The 18,665-nt window shown below is 65.0% G+C and carries 14 protein-coding genes and 1 tRNA gene; 4 read left to right on the top strand and 11 right to left on the bottom strand.

All coding sequences use genetic code 11. From position 1 onward, the window contains the following. Positions 1–2: 2 nt before the first annotated feature. Complete coding sequence (locus tag AC3WMU_RS20585) at positions 3–1,772, bottom strand: acetolactate synthase 3 catalytic subunit (protein ID WP_492283045.1); 1,770 nt, start codon at positions 1,770–1,772, stop codon at positions 3–5. A gap of 438 nt (positions 1,773–2,210) precedes the next feature. Between AC3WMU_RS20585 and AC3WMU_RS20580 the strand changes: the two genes are divergently transcribed. Continuing rightward, positions 2,211–4,436 carry an FUSC family protein gene (locus tag AC3WMU_RS20580; RefSeq protein WP_006223607.1) on the top strand — a complete coding sequence of 742 codons (2,226 nt, stop codon included), beginning with the start codon at positions 2,211–2,213 and terminating at the stop codon, positions 4,434–4,436. Positions 4,437–4,700: 264 nt separating this feature from the next. Here the strand turns inward: AC3WMU_RS20580 and yaaA are convergent, their stop codons facing one another. From yaaA to AC3WMU_RS20565, 3 genes are all read right to left on the bottom strand, one after another. After that, positions 4,701–5,471: a peroxide stress protein YaaA gene (gene yaaA / locus AC3WMU_RS20575; protein ID WP_006223606.1), complete on the bottom strand. Its 771-nt coding sequence runs from the start codon at positions 5,469–5,471 to the stop codon at positions 4,701–4,703. 20 nt (positions 5,472–5,491) lie between these two features. Then, complete coding sequence (locus tag AC3WMU_RS20570) at positions 5,492–6,274, bottom strand: 3-hydroxybutyrate dehydrogenase (RefSeq protein WP_088587808.1); 783 nt, start codon at positions 6,272–6,274, stop codon at positions 5,492–5,494. Between the two features lie 104 nt (positions 6,275–6,378). After that, entirely contained in the window at positions 6,379–7,605 is a 1,227-nt protein-coding gene (locus AC3WMU_RS20565; RefSeq protein ID WP_492282888.1) for a cation:proton antiporter domain-containing protein, read from the bottom strand. Between the two features lie 199 nt (positions 7,606–7,804). On the opposite strand from AC3WMU_RS20565, the gene AC3WMU_RS20560 reads away from it, so the two are divergent. After that, a tRNA-Ser gene (locus tag AC3WMU_RS20560) sits at positions 7,805–7,895 on the top strand. Positions 7,896–7,992: 97 nt separating this feature from the next. Here the strand turns inward: AC3WMU_RS20560 and AC3WMU_RS20555 are convergent. From AC3WMU_RS20555 to AC3WMU_RS20540, 4 genes are all read right to left on the bottom strand, one after another. Further along, positions 7,993–9,606: a methyl-accepting chemotaxis protein gene (locus AC3WMU_RS20555; protein WP_492282887.1), complete on the bottom strand. Its 1,614-nt coding sequence runs from the start codon at positions 9,604–9,606 to the stop codon at positions 7,993–7,995. A gap of 326 nt (positions 9,607–9,932) precedes the next feature. Further along, on the bottom strand, positions 9,933–10,550 hold the full coding sequence (locus tag AC3WMU_RS20550) for a flavin reductase family protein (RefSeq protein WP_088587805.1): 618 nt from the start codon (positions 10,548–10,550) through the stop codon (positions 9,933–9,935). Positions 10,551–10,553: 3 nt separating this feature from the next. Continuing rightward, positions 10,554–11,513: a carbon-nitrogen hydrolase family protein gene (locus tag AC3WMU_RS20545; protein ID WP_006223601.1), complete on the bottom strand. Its 960-nt coding sequence runs from the start codon at positions 11,511–11,513 to the stop codon at positions 10,554–10,556. 16 nt (positions 11,514–11,529) lie between these two features. Further along, a complete protein-coding gene (locus tag AC3WMU_RS20540) occupies positions 11,530–13,182 on the bottom strand; it encodes an MFS transporter (protein ID WP_006223600.1) in 1,653 nt (550 codons plus the stop codon). A gap of 172 nt (positions 13,183–13,354) precedes the next feature. Here AC3WMU_RS20540 and AC3WMU_RS20535 point away from each other — a divergent pair, with 172 nt between their 5' ends. Then, positions 13,355–14,203 (top strand): IclR family transcriptional regulator, encoded by an 849-nt coding sequence (locus AC3WMU_RS20535; protein WP_492282886.1) that lies wholly within the window; start codon positions 13,355–13,357, stop codon positions 14,201–14,203. 28 nt (positions 14,204–14,231) lie between these two features. Here the strand turns inward: AC3WMU_RS20535 and AC3WMU_RS20530 are convergent, their stop codons facing one another. Together AC3WMU_RS20530 and AC3WMU_RS20525 are read right to left on the bottom strand one after the other, a co-directional pair. After that, the gene (locus AC3WMU_RS20530) at positions 14,232–15,218 is read right to left on the bottom strand and encodes a Bug family tripartite tricarboxylate transporter substrate binding protein (protein ID WP_280025842.1); all 987 of its coding nucleotides are present in this window, start codon (positions 15,216–15,218) and stop codon (positions 14,232–14,234) included. Positions 15,219–15,291: 73 nt separating this feature from the next. Then, positions 15,292–16,419 (bottom strand): mandelate racemase/muconate lactonizing enzyme family protein, encoded by a 1,128-nt coding sequence (locus tag AC3WMU_RS20525; protein ID WP_280025843.1) that lies wholly within the window; start codon positions 16,417–16,419, stop codon positions 15,292–15,294. Positions 16,420–16,581: 162 nt separating this feature from the next. On the opposite strand from AC3WMU_RS20525, the gene AC3WMU_RS20520 reads away from it, so the two are divergent. Beyond that, a complete protein-coding gene (locus AC3WMU_RS20520) occupies positions 16,582–17,466 on the top strand; it encodes a LysR family transcriptional regulator (protein WP_424625424.1) in 885 nt (294 codons plus the stop codon). Here the strand turns inward: AC3WMU_RS20520 and AC3WMU_RS20515 are convergent. Further along, entirely contained in the window at positions 17,463–18,653 is a 1,191-nt protein-coding gene (locus AC3WMU_RS20515) for an amidohydrolase family protein (protein WP_492282885.1), read from the bottom strand. The two genes, AC3WMU_RS20520 and AC3WMU_RS20515, sit on opposite strands and share 4 nt — an antisense overlap. Positions 18,654–18,665 lie beyond the last annotated feature (12 nt).

Here is an 18,665-nt window from a genome sequence, read left to right as displayed (position 1 = left end):
CCTTACAGGTCTTCAGAGCCAAGCAGCATTTCGGTCAGCCCGCGGCCTGCCTTGACCATCGGCCACACGTTTTCGGTGCGGTCGGTGATGAAATCCAGGAAGACCAGGCGTTCCTTGTGCTTGCCGAACGCTTCGCGCAACGCCGGTTCGACATCTGCCGGACGCTCGATGCGCAGACCCACGTGGCCATAGGCCTCGGCCACCTTGACGAAGTCGGGCAGCGAATCCATGTAGGACTCGGAATAGCGCGAGCCGTAATCGATCTGCTGCCATTGCCGGACCATGCCCAAGAAACGGTTGTTCAGGCAGACGATCTTCGGTGTCAGGCGGTACTGGTGGCAGGTCGACAGTTCCTGGATGTTCATCTGGATCGACGCTTCGCCGGTGATGACGGCGACGTCGTGCCCAGGGTTGGCCATCTGCACGCCCATCGCGTACGGCAGCCCCACACCCATGGTGCCCAGGCCGCCGGAGTTGATCCAGCGGCGCGGCTTGTCGAACTTGTAGTACTGGGCCGCCCACATCTGGTGCTGGCCCACGTCGGACGTGACGAAGGCGTCGCCGCCGGTCACTTCCCAGAGCTTTTCCACCACGTACTGCGGCTTGATGACTTCATCCGAGTTGGCGAACTTCAGGCATTCCTTGCCGCGCCAGGTCTCGACCTGCTCCCACCACTTGGTGATGGAGGCGGGCTTGTGCTCGGCGGCCGCCACTTCGTACTGGGCGCTCAGGTCGGCCAGCACGTCCTTGACGTTACCGACGATCGGGACGTCCACGCGCACGCGCTTGGAGATCGACGACGGATCGATATCGATATGGATGATCTTGCGGGCGTTCTGCGCGAAGTGCTTGGGATTGCCGATCACACGGTCGTCGAAACGGGCCCCGATAGCCAGCAACACGTCGCAGTGCTGCATCGCCATGTTGGCTTCGTACGTGCCGTGCATGCCGGGCATGCCCACGAACTGGCCGCTGCTGGCCGGGTAGCCGCCCAGACCCATCAGGGTGCTGGTGCAGGGCGCGCCCAGCTGCGACACGAGCTTGTTGAGCTCGGGCGCGGCGTTCGACAGGATGACCCCGCCGCCCGTGTAGATCATCGGCCGCTCGGCGGCCAGCAGCATCTGCACGGCTTTCTTGATCTGCCCCTGGTGGCCCTTGTTCACGGGCGCGTAGGAACGCATCGAGATCTCGCCCTTGGGCGGCGTGTACTTGCACTGTGCGACGGTGATGTCCTTGGGGATATCCACCAGCACCGGGCCGGGACGGCCCGTGCGCGCGATATAGAACGCGCGGCGCATGGTTTCGGCCAGGTCCTTGACGTCGCGCACCAGGAAGTTGTGCTTGACGCAGGGACGCGTGATGCCGACGGTGTCGCATTCCTGGAAGGCGTCCTCGCCGATGGCCGCAGTGGGCACTTGCCCGCTGATGATGACCATGGGGATGGAATCCATATAGGCGGTGGCGATGCCGGTGACGGCATTGGTCACGCCCGGGCCGCTGGTCACGAGGCAGACGCCGACCTTTTGCGACGAGCGCGAATAGGCATCGGCAGCGTGCACGGCAGCTTGCTCGTGACGAACCAGGATATGCTGAAATTTGCCTTGCTTGAAGATCGCGTCGTAGATGTAAAGCACTGCGCCGCCGGGATAGCCGAAAACGTGTTCCACGCCCTCATCGGCCAGGCAGCGCACGACGATATCGGCGCCATTCATTTCCATGTTGTATTTCCTTTCAGTACCGGCCCTGCAACCCTGACTGCTGCTCGCCCGGATACGGCGGCAACGGAACCCATACCGGCTACGACAACATGATCCGGCGCTTAGCGGCTCACGGAGCCACGCCACCCGGACACCCTGCCGACCCGGCACACGCTCGACAGAACGCAGTGCAAACGCCCCTGGGGGACGCTGGAGGTCGAAATGGAAGCTTTGGCAACACACGCTTGTGGCGCGGCCAACAGCAAGTATCACTGCGGCAGGATGGCTGGGAGGTGACCCTGGCCATCCGCCTCAACGCGCCGGTTTCGGATAGGCAGACCGACGCAAGAGATGGAATTTACCGCGTTGCGTCAAAGGTAGCAAATCAAGGTTTGACAACCGTTGCACGGGCGATGCACCGAGCATGCAGGGAAACTCCGGTAACGATCTGACCCCAAAAATCCAGACGACGTCTCTATACTTATCCGGTCGCCCACAGCCCGCCGCCTTCCCATGGATTTGCGCATTGCCAGCATCCGCCGCTTCCTCTATAGCCACTACTTCTTCGGAGGGGTGCGCCAGGGGGTCGGCATGCTGTTGCCCGTGCTGGTGCTGGGCGGCATCTTCGGCAACTACACCACGGGGCTGGTCGCGACTTTCGGTGCGCAGTGCCTGGCCATCATCGACCAGCCGGGCGGGCCGCAGCGCCATCGCACCAACGAGATGCTGGGCGGGGCCGCGCTGGGCACGTTGACCGTCATCATCACCGGGCTGGCGTCCACGCACCCGGTGCTGATCTGGCTGGTCGTCATTGCCCAGTGCTTCGTCTATTCGATGTTCACCGTGTTCGGCAAGCGCGGCGGGCTGATCGGCTTTGCCGGCCTGCTCCTGATGACCTTGACCATGCATTCGCCGCTGGAGCCGCACGAGGTCCTGGCGCATGCCGCCGCCACCCTGGGCGGCGCCCTGTTCTACGTGGTGTTCAGCCTGGGCTTTTCGCGCCTGTTCTGGCTACGCGAGGAACAGCAAGCCATGTCGGTGGCGCTGTTTGCCACCGGCGACTACGTGGCGGCCCGCGCCGCCTTCTACGACGCGACCGCCGACCTGGACGAGGCCTACCGAACGCTGATCCAGCGCCAGTCCGTCATGACGGAAAAGCATCAGGCCGCCCGCGACATGGTCTTGCGCGCCCTGCCCCGCGGCAAGGGCCTGGGCGACCGCCAGCGGGTGATGATCTGGAACATGTTCGTCGACATGCTGCAGTTGCTGGACACGCTGGTAGCCACGCACACCGACTACGCGGCGCTGCGCCGCACGCTGGCCGGCAACGACTGCCTGATGTTCATGCGGGACGCACTGGTGAAGATGTCGCTGGAGCTGAACCGCATCGCGCTGGACGTGTCGCGCGGCCGCCAGGTGCAGTACCGCAGCAGCGCCCGCGCCGAATTGCGCGCCATCGAATACGAGATCGAACAGTTGAAGCAACAGGGCCTGGGCGAGCGCGAACCCGAGATGCTGGCGCTGATCATCCAGGTGCTGCGCCGGCTGCGCAATTCCGCCCGCATCGTCGACCGGCTGGCGGACCACACCGCGGCTTCGCCGGATGCCAAGCCCACCGATGTGCTGCGCATCAACAAGTCGCTGACGCGATTCATCTCGCGCCAGGAATTCCGCTTCGGCCTCTTGACCAGCAACCTGCGGCTGGATTCGCCGCATTTCCGCTATGCGCTGCGCGTGACGGCGGCCGCAGCCATCGCCATGACGCTGGCCAGCCGCTGGCTGTCGCCGGCGTTTTCGGCGCACAACTACTGGATCATGCTGACTATCGTCATCATCATGAAACCGGGTTTTGCGCTGACGCGGCAGCGCAACGGCTGGCGGCTGGGCGGCACGCTGATCGGCTGCATCTGCGCGCTGCTCCTGTTCAACGTCACCGACCGGCCAGAGATACTTTTCGCCGTGCTGCTGGGCGCCTGCGTCATGGGCAACAGCCTGGTGCAGCTGAACTACATGGCCAGCGCCATCTTCAACACGCTCTTCGTGGTGCTGGTGTTCCACTTCGTGTCGCCGGGCACCGTGTCCATGTCCGTGATCGGCGAACGCGCCCTCGACACGCTGCTGGGCTGCGCGCTGGCGCTGGTGTGCAGCTACATCCTGCCGTGGTGGGAGGCCCGCTACCTGAAGCCTCTGGCTGCCGCCGCCACGCGGGCCAACCGCGAATACCTGATCGCCGGCCTGCGCTATGCCGATGCGATGCAGGCGCATGGCGCACCGGTCGGCGACGCCGCGGCCGACAAGCCGGCGGTGATCGATGCCGACCTGGCGTGGCGCCTGGCGCGCAAGAACGTGCACATCGCGTTCAGCAATTTCGCCGAAGCCTTTTATCGCATGATGAGCGAGCCGAAATCGCACCAGGTCAGCGTGCCCGAGCTCAATAACCTGCTGATCCAGAACCACGTGCTGGCCTCGCAGATTACCGCGGCGATCCCCATTCTGGCGGCCTTGCCGAAGACGCCCGAAGCGGTGCAACTGGCCATGAACGGCATGGTCGACCTGCTGGATGAACGCCGTCCTGAGATCGCCGCGAACCTGCCCACGCAGTTCGACACCGAAGGCGAACAGGCCGCGCTGGCCTACCCCGTCAAGCAGATGCTGAAGGCGTCCCATATGATCCGGCAAGAACTGCAGGCCTTGGCCGACCCGACGCACGCGCCGCCGGTGGCGGCGGCGGCGTCCTGAAGATTCTCACGTGGAGAGACGGGTCGTAGGATGGGTGAAGCGCGGGAGAATGCCCGCAAGGACCTGATATCCAAACGCGCGGAACCCATCAAGCATCGGTTGCGTTGTGGCTGAAGCCGCTAAGGATTCACCGCCGCTTGATGGGTTCCGCGCGCTCGACAAACGAGTTCTTGCCTACGCCCTTTCGCGCTTCACCCATCCTACGGTCGATAAACCCGCGCGCCATCACAAGCACGTCCGGCCTCCCCATACGGCAATCGCCCCTTACAGCTTGCGGCGGAACACCAGCTTGTCTTCCGACGATGCCGACGCGTCGTACGCGTACCCTTCCAGGTCGAAGCCTTGCAGGCCTTCGGGCTTGGTGACCTTGTGCTGGATGGCGTAGCGGGCCATCAAGCCGCGTGCGCGCTTGGCGTGGAAGCTGATGATCTTCCAGGCGCCGTTCTTCCAGTCCTGGAACACGCATTGCACCACGCGAGCCTTCAGCGTCTTCAGGTCGACCGACTTGAAATACTCTTCGGACGCCAGGTTGACGATCACCGGCGACTTCTTGCCTTCCTGGCGTTCGTTCAGGTAGGCGGCAATGGTCGAACCCCAGTACTCGTACAGGTTCTTGCCCTTGGGCGTCTCCAGCCGCGTGCCCATTTCCAGGCGGTAGGGCTGCATCAGGTCCAGCGGGCGCAGCACGCCGTACAGGCCGCTAAGGATGGCCACGTGTTCTTGCGCCCATTCCAGCTGCTTGGCCGACAGGGTCGACGCGTCCAGCCCTTCGTACACGTCGCCATTGAAGGCCAGCACGGCCTGGCGCGAGTTGGTCTGCGTGAAGGAGCGCTTCCAGTGGGCGTAGCGCTGCGCGTTCAGCTCGGACAGCGCCGGGCTCAGGCTCATCAGTTCGGATATATCGTCCGCGGACTTGGTCTTCAAGACCTTGATCAGGCCGGCGGCCTGATCCACGAACAGCGGCTGGGTATGCGTCTCGATGTGCAGCGGCGAGTCGTAGTCCAGCTTCTTGGCGGGGGAAAGCAGAAACAACATTCGGGGATTCCTTTACTTGATTAACGCGCCGTCCAGCCGCCATCGACGGAGACGGACGTTCCAGTGATTTGGGCCGCGGCGTCCGAGGCCAGGAACACGGCGGTGCCGCCCAATTGTTCCGGCGTCACGAATTGCAGCGACGGCTGCTTTTCGCTCAGCAATTCACGCGCAGCGGTTTCCTGGTCGACGCCATTCTTCTCAGCCAGCGCGGTGATCTGCTTTTCCACCAGCGGGGTGCGGACCCAGCCCGGGCAGATGGAGTTGGCCGTAATGCCCTGGCCGGCGGTTTCCAGCGCCGTGACCTTGGTGAAGCCCACCACGCCGTGCTTGGCGGCCACATAGGCCGACTTGTTGGCCGAGGCCACCAGGCCGTGCGCCGACGCGATGTTGATGATGCGGCCAAAGCCCTGCTTCTTCATGTGCGGCAAGGCGGCGGCGGTGCCGTGGAACACGGCCGACAGGTTGAGCGCAAGAATGGCGTCCCACTTTTCAGCGGGGAAGTCCTCGATCAGCGCGGTGTGCTGGATGCCGGCGTTGTTGACCAGGATATCGATGCGGCCCAACTGCCGCACCGTGCTCTCGACCAGGCCACGCACGGCGTCGCCCTTGGACAGGTCGGCGCCGTCGTAGATCACCTTCACGCCATGCTTGTCGGCCAGGCCGGCGCGCACCTTTTCGATCTCGGCCGCGTCGCCGAAACCGTTCAGGACGATATCGGCGCCCTGCTGGGCGAAGGCGGTGGCGATACCCAGGCCGATGCCGCTGGTGGACCCGGTGACAAGGGCGACTTTTCCTTTGAGCATGAGCATTCTCCTGTGATCTGGCGGTGTGCGGGATGCAAAAGCGGGGTTCAAGTGTAGCTGCCCCGCGTGACGGCGATCATGCCATGTCCCCACAGTGCGCGGGGTCAAGCGGACGGCGGCTTATCCCGGGGTTCGGAGGGCGGCGACGCGTCGTCAGCGTTGGCCGCGACGGGCTCGGCAGTCGGCAGATCGGCCATGCCGCCCCGGTTCTCCGGCACGCGTTCCAGCAGTTTGATCAGCACCGGGACCACGCCCATCGACACCGCCACCACCACCGACAGCACGTCGCGCTGCTCCAGGTTCATCAGATGGTTGTCCCAGGCTTCGTTGAAGATGGCGAAGCTGAACTCCCCGCCCTGCGCCAGCACCATGGCGAATAGCAGCCGGTGGTAGCGCGGCAACCCCAGAAAGCGCGCGAATCCATACAGGACCAGCGCTTTGACCGCCAGCAAGGCCGCCACGCCCGCCAGGATAAGTTTCCAGTGGACCTCCACCACCCCAAGGTTGATGGACATGCCGATGGCCAGGAAGAACAGGCCCAGCAGCAGGCCCTTGAAGGGGTCGATCGCTTTTTCCAGATCGTGGCGGTAGCGCGATTCCGCCATCAGCACCCCGACAAGGAAACCGCCCAGGCCTGCCGACAATCCCGCATAGTCGAACAACTGCGCCGCGCCCACCACCATCAACAGCGCCGCCGCCGTGAACAGCTCGTTCAACTGCGCTTTCGCGGCCCAGCCCAGCAGCCGCAGCCGGTAGGCCACCGCCACGACCGTCACGGCAATCAGCGCTTCCTTGAAAGACGGCGCCGACGTGCCGTCCGAGCCCAGCAGCCCGGCTGCCACCAGCATCGGAATCGCCGCCATGTCCTGGAACAGCAGGACACCCAGCGCCGACCGGCCCAACGGCGTACGCGTCAGCGTGCGCTCGTCCAGCAGCCGCAGCGCCACCGCCGTCGACGACAACGCCAGCGACAGCCCGCACAACACCGCCGCTTGCCACTCCATGCCCGCCAGATGCCGCAGCGCCGCCCCGAACACCAGCCCCAGCAACAGGCCGCAGGCCAGCATCTGCAGCGACCCCAGCACGAAGACCTCGCTGCGCATGGCCCACAGCCGCTTGGGCGACAGCTCCAGCCCGATGATGAACAGCATCATCACCACGCCCCATTGGGACACGCTGATCATGGTGTCCACATTGGTCACGAGCTTCAGGCATGACGGCCCGATCAGCACGCCCGCGATCAGGTAGCCCGGGATGGCGCCCAGCCCCAGCCGCTGGGTGATGGGCACGCACAAGACGGCGGCAAGCAGGAGGATGAGGATCAGATCCATGGACCCGATTCTGGGCAAAGATCAGCGCCGCCGGAAGCCCGGGATAAGCCCCTGTAAAGATTTTTTCGCACCCCCTTTACACAAGCAAAAAAAATCCTGTAGAATTGCGGGCTTCGCTGCTCCAACAACGAAGATCCTTCCGACCAGGGATCTTTCCGTGAAGCCTCTTAGAGGCAACGCCGTTTTGGAACCCAGCAACGGAGAGGTGGCAGAGTGGTCGAATGTACCTGACTCGAAATCAGGCGTACGGTATCCCCGTACCGTGGGTTCGAATCCCACCCTCTCCGCCAGTATTCAAGAACGAAGCCCCTGAGAAATCAGGGGCTTTTTTCTTTGTGTCTTTGGTGAAAGATCGGGCGGGAAACCCCGCCCGAAGCTTTACCCGCATCAATACGCCGCAATCTGCCGGACAGGCGCCGCCAGCCGCACCGCCTGCGCCTCGCCTCCGCCCGCCTGCCCCGCCCCCGGCAGCTTGAACGCGCTGACCGCCCGCGTCAGCTCGGCTGCCTGATCCTGCATCGAGCCCGCCGCCGCGGCGGCCTCTTCCACCAGGGCGGCGTTCTGCTGCGTGACTTCATCCATCTGCGACACGGCCCGGTTGACCTGTTCGATGCCGTCGGCCTGTTCGGCTGACGCTGCGGCGATTTCACCCATGATGTCGGTTACGCGCTGCACCGAGCTGACGATTTCCTGCATCGTCGAGCCCGCGCGGCCGGCGCTGACCGAACCCTGGCTGATCTTCTGCACGGTATCTTCAATCAGCGTCTTGATTTCCTTGGCGGCCTGGGCGCTGCGCTGCGCCAAGGTGCGGACCTCGGCGGCAACCACGGCGAAGCCCTTGCCCTGTTCGCCCGCCCGCGCCGCTTCCACCGCGGCGTTCAGCGCCAGGATGTTGGTCTGGAAGGCGATGCCGTCGATGACCGAAACGATCTCGGCGATCTTGACCGAGCTCGCAGAGATCGCGTTCATCGTGCTGACCACTTCGGACACGGTGGCCCCGCCGCGAGACGCCGTGTCGGACGCCGCGGCGGCCAACTGGTTCGCCTGGCGTGCGCTGTCGGCGTTCTGCTTCACGGTGGAAGACAGCTGCTCCATGGACGCCGCCGTCTCTTCCAGCGAGGCAGCCTGTTGCTCGGTGCGGGACGACAGGTCGGTATTGCCGGCCGCGATTTCGCCCGAGGCGGACGCCATGCTGTCCACGCCGGTCCGGATGCTTGCAATGGTGCCGGCCAGGTTGGCGTTCATGGACTCCAGCGCCTGCATCAATTGGCCGATCTCGTCGCGCGACTTCACCATAATCACGCTGGTCAGGTCATTGGCTGCGACGGTGCGGGCCACACGCACGGCGGCGGACAAGGGCCGGGTGATGCCGCGGGTCAGCAGGATGGCCAGCAGCAAACCGCTGACGACCGCGATGGAACCGATTGCAATCATCCAGAAATTGGCGCTGCGGTAGGCGCCTTGGATATCCGCCGCGCGCGCGTCGATCTCGGCGCGTTGCAGGGTCGACAGCTTGGTGATCTGGTCGATGAACTGGCGCGTGGCCGGCAGGAATTCCTGGGTGAAGACCTTGTCGGCCGAGGCCACATCGCCCTCCTGCTTGGCCTTGAAGATGGCGTCGCGCGTGCGCAGGTATTCGCCGCGGGATTTGCGGATGCCATCCCACAGCAGCTTTTCGTCGCTGGTTTCAATCAGCGGTTCGATCTGCTGCTGCAGCGCCGAGGAATTGCGGGTGGAGGTGGCGGCCTCTTCGGTGAAGAAGCCAGCCAGGCTGGCATCGGCGCTTTTGGCGATGGCGGTGGTCCGGGTGACCCCGGTCTGGATATTGCGGGCCCAATCGTTGATCAGGCGTTCCTTGATCAGCGAACGTTGCGTGACGATTTCGACCGATTCGTTGATGTTGGCCAAGCTGACCAGCCCCACGACGCACATGAGGATGATCATGGCCAGCAAAACGGAAAAGCCCCCCGCAAGGCGGGTTCCAAGCTTCATATTCTTCATACTGCCTCCAGCATCCAGCCAGGCGCTTGGATGCGGGTTTCGGCAGTTGCCGGGCGCCGGCCGGATGCCGTCTCCCCTGCAAGCCAGACGCCCGCAAGCCCCTGGATGATCCGCCCCCAAAATATTGGTGTTCGTTGTGTCGAAAAAATGCCGCCGGAGAAGTCGGAATCGAGGATTCCCGCGACGGTCCGGCAAATGCTAGCAGCCGGAATTTGGCGGGCATCGGGGGAAATGGAGAACTTTTTGACAGAAGCTCCCGCGTTTGCAAAACCGGCCCGAGGCCGCCGCGGGCAAAAAAAAGGCGGCCATCACGGCCGCCTGGATCATCAGTCTGCGACAGTAGGCCGCGCCAGCTGGAACAGGTCCGTACTGCGGGCATACCAACCGCTGCCGTGCATGCGGGCAACCAGGCCCATCTCGGCGGTCTTCACGTAGCCGCGCTCGGCATCCTCCACAAAGGCGTCATCCACGTGCGCGCCCAGCACCCGGCCAATGACGACGACCTGGTGCGGCCCGGTCACGATCGTCGCCTGGCTGACGCATTCCAGCGACACTGGGCTGCCCTGGATCAGCGGCGGCCGCACATGCGCGGCCGGCAACGCCGTCAGCCCCGCCTTGGCCAGCTCGTCCACACCGGGCGGGTAGTCCGCGCAGGTCTGGTTCATCTGCTGCATCATCGACTCGGCCACCAGGTTCACCACGAATTCGCCGTTCTGGATGATGTTGGCGCTGGTGTCCTTGAGCTCGCCATTGGCCCGGCGCATCAGGCCGATGGCCACGGTGGGCGGCTGGTGGCCCATGACGTTGAAGAAGCTGAACGGCGCCGCGTTGACGCAGCCCTCGTCCGACATTGTGGTGACCCACGCGATCGGACGCGGCGTGACGGTCGAGGTCAACAGCTTGTAGACCGTCTGCGATGGCAGGGCGCTGAAATCGAAATGCATGGCTCAGGGCTCCTGCGGGCCAGTCGCGCTGATGGCGGATACCGCCCGCTTCTCGCGGGTGTCGACGTGCAGCTGGAACACGTCCGGCCGCGCGTAGTGGCCGGACACGTCGAAGTCGTACTTGCCGCGCAGGATCTGATTGGGGTTGATGTCGGCGTACAGGATCGTTTCGGCGGAAAAGTCCGGACCCGCCAGCACTTCGCCCAAGGGATCGATGATGGCGCTGCCGCCGCGCATCAGCACGGTGTCCGGGCTGTCGCCCAGCGCGCATTCGAAGTCTTCCGGATACGCGTCGCGGCGCAAGTGCTGGCAGGCGGTCAGCACATAGCAGCGGCCTTCCAGCGCAATGTGGCGCATGCTGGGGATCCAGCTGTCGCGGTCGTCCGCCGTCGGCGCGCAATACAGAGCGACGCCCTGGCTGTACATGTACATGCGCAGCATCGGCATGTAGTTTTCCCAGCAGATGACGGCGCCGATCTTGCCGTAAGGCGTATCGAAGACGGGCATCGTCGAGCCATCGCCAAAGCCCCAGATCAGCCGCTCGCCCGCGGTCGGCATCAGTTTGCGGTGCTTGCCGGCAAGGCCTTCCTGGCCGTTGAAATACAGCACGGTGCAGTACAGCGTGCCGCCGTCGGCCTCGATGCAGCCCATCACGACGAAGGTGTCGGTGTCGGCCGCGGCCTGGGCCACCACCGCGACTTCCTCGCCGTCCAGGCGGATGGCTTGCTGGTGATAGCTGGCGAAGGCATCGCGGCCTTCGGCCTTGCGCATGCCGATGGGCGCGCCGAAGGAATTGCCCTTCGGGTAGCCGCCCAGGAAGGCTTCGGGGAACACCAGCACGCGCGCCCCCTGCTCTGCCGCCTGGCGGATCAGGGAGGCCGCCTTGTTGGCGCAGGCCAGGCTGTCGGTCGGGATGGACGCCGCCTGGATGACGGCAGCCTTGAAACTGGATTGCACTGACATGTCTCTCCTCGCTTTTCTAGTGGATGGGGTCTTCGTCGATGGCCTGGGCGCGGGTGTTCGGCAGGAACAGGCTGCCGATGATGCCCACCACCACCATCACGACCACCGGATACATCAAACCGCCGAAGATATTGCCGCTTGCCTGCGCCAGGTACGTCGCAGTGAACGGCACGATCCCGCCGAAGATGCCGGCGCCGATGTGATACGGGAAGGATAGCGCGGTGTAGCGGATGCGGGCCGGGAACAGCTCGACCAGATAGGACGCGACCGGCCCATAGACCATGGCGACCACCGCCGTCATCAGCACCAGGATCAGGATGATGGTGGCACGGTCCACGCGTGCGGGATCGGCGCGGTCCGGGTAGCCGGCGGCCGTCAGCGCACGCGCGTAGCCAGCGCGGTCGAAGCCGTTGACGGTGACGCCGCCCACGCTCATGGCGATGTCCTGCCCCGGCAGCGGGGCAGCGTATTCAAAGTTGATGCCCTTGCCCACCAGGAATTTCTTGGCCTGCACGCACACCTTCTTGTGGTCGGCGTGGCTGCCGATCATTGCGGCCTGCAGGCCGAAGTCGCATGCGCCGCCGCTGGTGTCGGCGTGCACCCGCACCGGCGTGCTTTGCATGGCCTGCGCCAGCGCCGGGTTGCCGGCTTTCAGCAGCACGTCGAACATGGAGTGGTAGCCGATGGCGGCGATGAACAGGCCCGCCATCATGATCCACTTGCGGCCGATGCGGTCGGACAGCCAGCCGAACAACACGAAGGTCGGCGCGCCGATGATGAAGCCGATCAGGATCAGCGTGTAGACGCTGGTCTGGTCGATCTGCACCGCCTGCTGTAGGAAGATCATCACGTAGAACTGCCCCGTGAAATAGGTCGCGCCCTGCCCGGCGGTCACGCCGATCAGCGCCAGCAGCACCAGCCGCAGGCTGGACCATTGGCCGAACGTTTCCTTGATGGGGTTCTTGGACAGGCGCTTCTGCTGTTTCATCCGCGTGAAGACAGGCGATTCATGCAGCTTGGCGCGCACATAGATCGAAATGGCCAGCATCACGATCGACAGGATGAACGGCAGGCGCCAGCCCCATTGGCGGAAGTCCTCGGCGCTCATGGCGGCCTGCGTGCACAGGATGACGACCAGCGACAGGATCAGGCCGGCCGACGAGGTGATCTGGATCCAGCCCGTCAACAGGCCGCGGCGCCGGGGTTCGCAGTGCTCGGCCACGTAGATGACGGCGCCGCCGTATTCCCCGCCCACCGCCAGACCCTGCACGACGCGCAGCGTCAGCAGCAGGATCCACGACAGGTGGCCTGCCGATTCATACGTGGGCAGGCAGCCGATCAGCACGGTGGCGCCGCCCATCATCACCACGGTGATCAGGAAGGTGTACTTGCGACCCCACTTGTCGCCCAGATAGCCGAACATCACCGCGCCCAGCGGGCGGATGATGAAGCCCACCGCCAGCGCACCCAAGGCGGCAAGCAGCGACACGGTGGGGTTGTCCTGCGGGAACAGCACCTGGCTCATGAAGACGGCCAGCGTCCCGTAGATGAAAAAGTCGTACCACTCGAACAACGTGCCCAAGGTCGAGGCCACCACCACCTGGCGTTCCTCTTTCCGGCTGAGCGTCGGCGCGGCGTCTATCCGCGGCATTGCGACATTGGCTTCCATGCTTGCATTCCCCGATCGTTTTTAATTGATACTGCTGTACGCATTAACTATTATCAAACTGGAATCCAGGCCGCACCTAGCTGGGGGAAACCCGGAAAACCTGTCCCCGCCATCGTGCAAAGCGCGGCTGGGCCGCTGCTACACTGCCGCCAAAGACACAGTGGAGGCAGTGATGGCAAGGCCCGCCGGCAAGGTTGAAAAGAACGCGGAACAGGCGCCGACCGCTGCGCGCAGGGGCATCCAATCGATCGAAGTGGGGTTCCGGATCCTGGACGTGATCCGCAAGACCGGCCGTCCCATGCCCTTGAAGGAAATCGCCGACGCCTGTGAGCTGACCGTGCCCAACGTGCACTACTACCTGGTCAGCTTCCAGAAGGTGGGCGTGGTGCAGCAGCATGCCGACACCGGCCACTACGGCCTGGGGCCCTATGCCTTGCGGCTGGGCCTGGCAGCCCTGGAGCAGTTCGACGTGTTCACCACGGCACGGCCCATCATGGCCGAAGTGGCCGCCGTCACCGGGCACACCGTGTTCCTGGGGGTATGGGGCAATAAGGGGCCGACGATCGTCTATCGCGTCGAAGGCAGCCGCAGCCGTCCGTTGCTGGAACTGCGCGTGGGCAGCGTGATGCCGCTGCTGTCGTCCGCGCTGGGGCGCAATTTCCTGGCCCATCTGCCGGATGCCCTGACACGCGACCTGCTGGCGCAGGAACTGGCTTCGTCAGTACCGGAAAGCCATGGCGGCACGCCGGGCAATTCCTACACGATGAAAGACGTGCAGGCGATCCGCGACGAGGTGCAGAAGCATCACATCAGCCGTTGCCGCCACGCGCTGCTGCCGCACTTCACGTCGCTGTCGGCGCCCATCTTCGACATGCTGGGTGAGATGACCGCGGCCATTACCCTGATGGGTCCGGTGGGCGCGATCGACGATGAACTGGAGTCCGGCACCGCGCGCCTCTTGCGGGAAAAGGCCCTCTCGATTTCGGCGATGGCGGGCTGGGTGGACCCGGACGCGCGCTGAGCCGCCACGTCGCGGGCCCGTTGCCGCGTCAGCTTTCGACGACGATCTTCGCGTCCTTGATCGTCTTGGCGTATTTCTGTTGCTCTTGCGTCATGAAGTCGGCAAAACGCTGGACGCTGCCGCCGCCGTCTTCCGCCCCCACCTGCGCCAGTTTTTCCTGCACGTCCGCCATGGCCAACACGCGGTCGATGTCGCGGTTCATACGCTGGACCATGCCCTCAGGCATCTTGCCCGGCCCCACCATGCCGAACCAGATGCTGGCCTCGAACCCCGGATAGCCCTGCTCGGCGACCGTCGGCACGTCCGGCTGGCTTTTCGAACGCTGCTGCAGGGTCTGCGCCAGCGCGATCACCTTGCCCGACTGCAGCAGCGGCGTAGCAGTAGTCATGCCTTCGAAGCAGTACTGCACATGGCCGCCCATCAGGTCATTCATGAGTGGCGCGGAGCCCTTGTACGGCACGTGCAGCACGTCGATGCCGGCACGCGCCTTGAAGATCTCCAGCGCCAGGTGCTGCGCAGAACCGGCGCCGGCGGAACCAAACACGATCTTGCCGGGCTGAACACGGCACAGCTTGACCAGGTCGGGCAAGGTCTTGGCCGGCTGCGACGCGCCGCCGATCAGGATGGTGGGCGTCTTGCCCACCAGCGCGATGGGCGAGAAGTCGCGGTCCACCGAATAGGCCAGCTTGGGCTGCAGGCCTGGCGCGATGCCGTGGCTGTTCACGTGCGCCATCAGGAGGGTGTTGCCATCGTTGGGTTGGCGCGCCACCTGCTCGGCGGCGATGATGCCCGCCGCGCCCGCGCGGTTTTCCACGATGACGGGGATGTTCCACATCACACCCAGCTTCTGCCCCAGCAAGCGGGCCAGCACGTCAGTGCCGCCGCCTGCCGGAAAGCCCACCACGATTTTCACGGGGCCGGACGGCAAGTCCGGCTGTTGCGCCCGGGCCGCGGCGGGCAGGACTAGCCCCACCCCCAGCGCCGCGGCGCCGGTCATGAATTGCCTGCGTTGCATTCTTGTCTCCTCGCGCCGGTCCCGTAGGCCGGCGACTGGTTTTAGGGAAGCACTGCCTGCGGGTGATGCGACCTCAGCGGCCGACGCGGGTCCACTTGCCGAACCGTTCGACCATGCGTTCGTCGAAGCCGAAGCCCAAGCCGGGCTCCTGGTGCAACACCACGCGTCCTTGCTTATGGGTCAGTTGGCGATCGACCAGCTTGCGGAAGTTCAGCACCTGGTCGTCCCAGAAGAATTCCACGTAGCGGGCGTTTGGCGTGGCCGCGACCAGCGGCGCGTGCACGTCGTGGAACCAGTGCGGGCAAACAACCACGCCATAGCTGGCGGCAGTCGCCGCAATACGCTTCCATTCGGTGATGCCGCCGCACACCGCCGCGTCCGTCTGCAGGATGCCTGCCGCCCCCTTGTCCAAGAGCTCCTTGTGATACCAGCGGCCATAGCCGATTTCGGCAGTGGCGATCGGCAGATGCGTCAAGCGCGCCAGCTTGGCATGGCTGTCGATATCGTCCGGGCTGAACGGTTCTTCGATGAAATAGGGCTCGTACTGCTCGAAGCGGCGGATGTACTGCATGGCTTGAGTCACGTCCTGCCAGGCGTTATTGCAGTCCATCATCAGTTCGACGTCCGGGCCTACGGCCTCGCGCGCCGCCTTCAAGCGCGCTTCTTCTTCGCGCGGCGACAAGCGGCCGGTCTTCATCTTGACCGCCTTGAAGCCCTTGTCCACATAGCTGGCCATTTCTTCGCCCAGATGCTGCGGCGTCTTGCCGTCCAGGTAGTAGCCGCCGCTGGCATAGGCGGGTACGGTTTCCAGTTCGACCGCGCCCAGGAACTTGTGCAGCGGCAGGCCGGCCGTCTTGGCGTTCAGGTCCCACAGCGCGATGTCCAGTGCACTCAACGCGCGCATCACGGTGCCCTGGCGGCCTTGCAGCAGCGCCTCCTGGTACATGGCCTGCCACAGGCCTTCCACGGCATGCGAGTCCTTGCCCAGCAACACGGGCCCCAGCAGGCTTTGCACCGCCGCCTCGAAGATGGCGCCACCAGCGCTGCCCACATAGCAAAAACCGATGCCTTCCACGCCGTCGGTGGAACGCACCTTGACCAGGCCATAGTGCCGCGTGGAGACGGTGCGGTTCGAGAATGAAGTGACTTTGTCCAACGGCACCGCGGCGGCGCATACGTCAATGGATTCAATGATGGGCACGGCAGGCTCCTTGATAAGGGAAAAATTCCGACAGGCGGCGCCAACGCAGCTTGCGCGGACTGAATGCTCTGGACGTATTCTTCCCTTCGCCAAAGAAAACAACAATTATCGTCACGCATCTTTAGAATATGGATATTCCATCTTCCCAAGAGGCTTGCCACCGTGGACTCGCGTTTTCTGCAAACCTATGTGCATGTCGTGGAGCTGGGGTCCATCGCCCAGGCCGCGCGGCACCAGGGGCTGACGCCGGCCACCGTGCAGCAGCGGCTGCGGGCGCTGGAAGCGGACGTAGGCAGCGCGCTGATCGCCCGCTCCGGGCGCACCGTCAAACCGACGCCGGCCGGCCTGCGCATCCTGGACCGCGCGCGCCACATCCTGCGCGACGTGCGGGACCTGCGCTCGGCCGCCAGCGACACCGACCTGCCCGCCGGCCCGTTGCGGCTGGGCGCCACGCCCACCGCGCTGACCGGCATCATGCCGCCCGTGCTGCGCACCTGGGTCGCCCGCCACCCGCACATCGAAATCTATATCGAACCCGCGCCCACCACGCTGCTGTACGGCAAGGTGCTGTCGGGCGAACTAGACGGCGCGTTGCTGGTGCACCCACTGTTCTCCCTGCCCAAGACCTGCGCGTGGCGCGACCTGCGCCATGAACCGCTGGTGCTGGTCACCCCCGCCGACATGAAGGTGCGCGACCCGCTGGCGGTAATCGCGCGCGAGCCCTACATCTGCTACGACCGCAGCGTGGTTGGCGGAAAAATGGCGGACGACTATTTGCGGGCGCGCAACCTGCGGCCCCACGTGCGATTCGAGCTCGATGGCATCGATTCCATCGCCAAGCTGGTCTCAGAGGGATTGGGGGTGGCGCTGTTGCCGGACTGGGCCGCCTCCGACATGCTGGCGGCACGGGTCAAGCGCTGGCCGTTGCCGGCGCCCTGCCCAGTGCGCACGGTAGGCGCGATCTGGCTGCGCGCCGGCGTGCGGTCGGAGCTGATGCGGGCCTTCGTGGAACTGACCGAGTCGCAGCTCGGCCTGTCCCAGCCTTAGGCGATCGCGTCCTGCCCGTTGCGCGCCACGATCGCGCCGGCGGATACGACCAGGCGGCGGGGCTTGCGGGTTACCACTGCTTCAGCCACACAGCTGGCATCCACCAGGACCAGATCGGCGCGCGCGCCCGGCGTCAGGCCGTAATCCGCGAAACCACAGGCACGGGCCGCGGCCCCGGTCACGCAATCGAATGCCCATTCGACCTCGTCGTCGCGGCGCAGGTCGTTGCGCAAGCCGATCATCATGGCGCGCGCCAGCATGTCCGGGCTGCCATAAGGCGTCCAGGTATCGCGGATGCCGTCATTGCCGCCGAAGATCGTCACGCCGGCCTCGCGGCAGGCGCGCACGGCCGGCACGGGCCGCGATGGCGGCGCCGTGGTCAGCACGGCCACATCCAGCGCGGCCAGCCGCCGAAGCAGGCCGTCCAACCGCTTGGCGTCGATCCCGCCCAGGCAGAAGGCATGGCTGATGACCACCTTGCCCTGCATGCCCAGTGCCGCGACGCGGTCCAGGGTCAGGTCCAGCGTGAACGCGCCCAGCTCGCCGGGTTCGTGCAAATGGATGTCCACGGGCTTGCCATGCTTGTCGGCCAGGCCGAACAACACATCCAGGGATCTTGCGGGGTCGCGGTCGATGGCGGACGGATCCAGGCCACCCAGCACATCGGCGCCTTGGGCCAGCGCCTGGTCCAGCAATTCGGCCGTACCCGGACGGATCAGCAAGCCCGATTGCGGGAAAGCCACCGTCTGGATTTCGATGCGGCCGGCCAGTTCGTCGCGGGTGGCATGCACGCCGTCCAGGTGGCGCAAGCCGGCATCGGTATCGACGTCGACGTGGCTGCGGATGCGCGTCGTGCCTTCGCGCAGAAAGGCCAGCGCCAAGGCGCGCGCATGGCTGGCGGCGTCATGGCCCGTGCTGGCGCGCCAGGCGCGTTCGTTGTCGATGCGGTCCGTCAGCGCAGACCCGACCTCGTTGACGTACCAGGGCGATTCCCAGTTGGTCTTGTCCAGGTGGGTGTGCCCTTCGATCAGGCCCGGCAGCAGCAAGGCGCCACCGCCGTCCTCCACCAGGGCATCAGCTGCGCCTTCGATGGCCGCGCCGATGTGGGCGATGCGTCCGGCTCGCACCAGCACGTCCACGGTATCGGCGGGCGACACGCGGACATTCTTCAATAACAGGTCGGTCATGGTGTGTTCCGC

This window comes from Achromobacter sp. FW305-C-13 (assembly GCF_058783475.1).
Note: the sequence above shows the minus strand (reverse complement) of the source record. Positions and strands in the feature narration are given on the sequence as shown.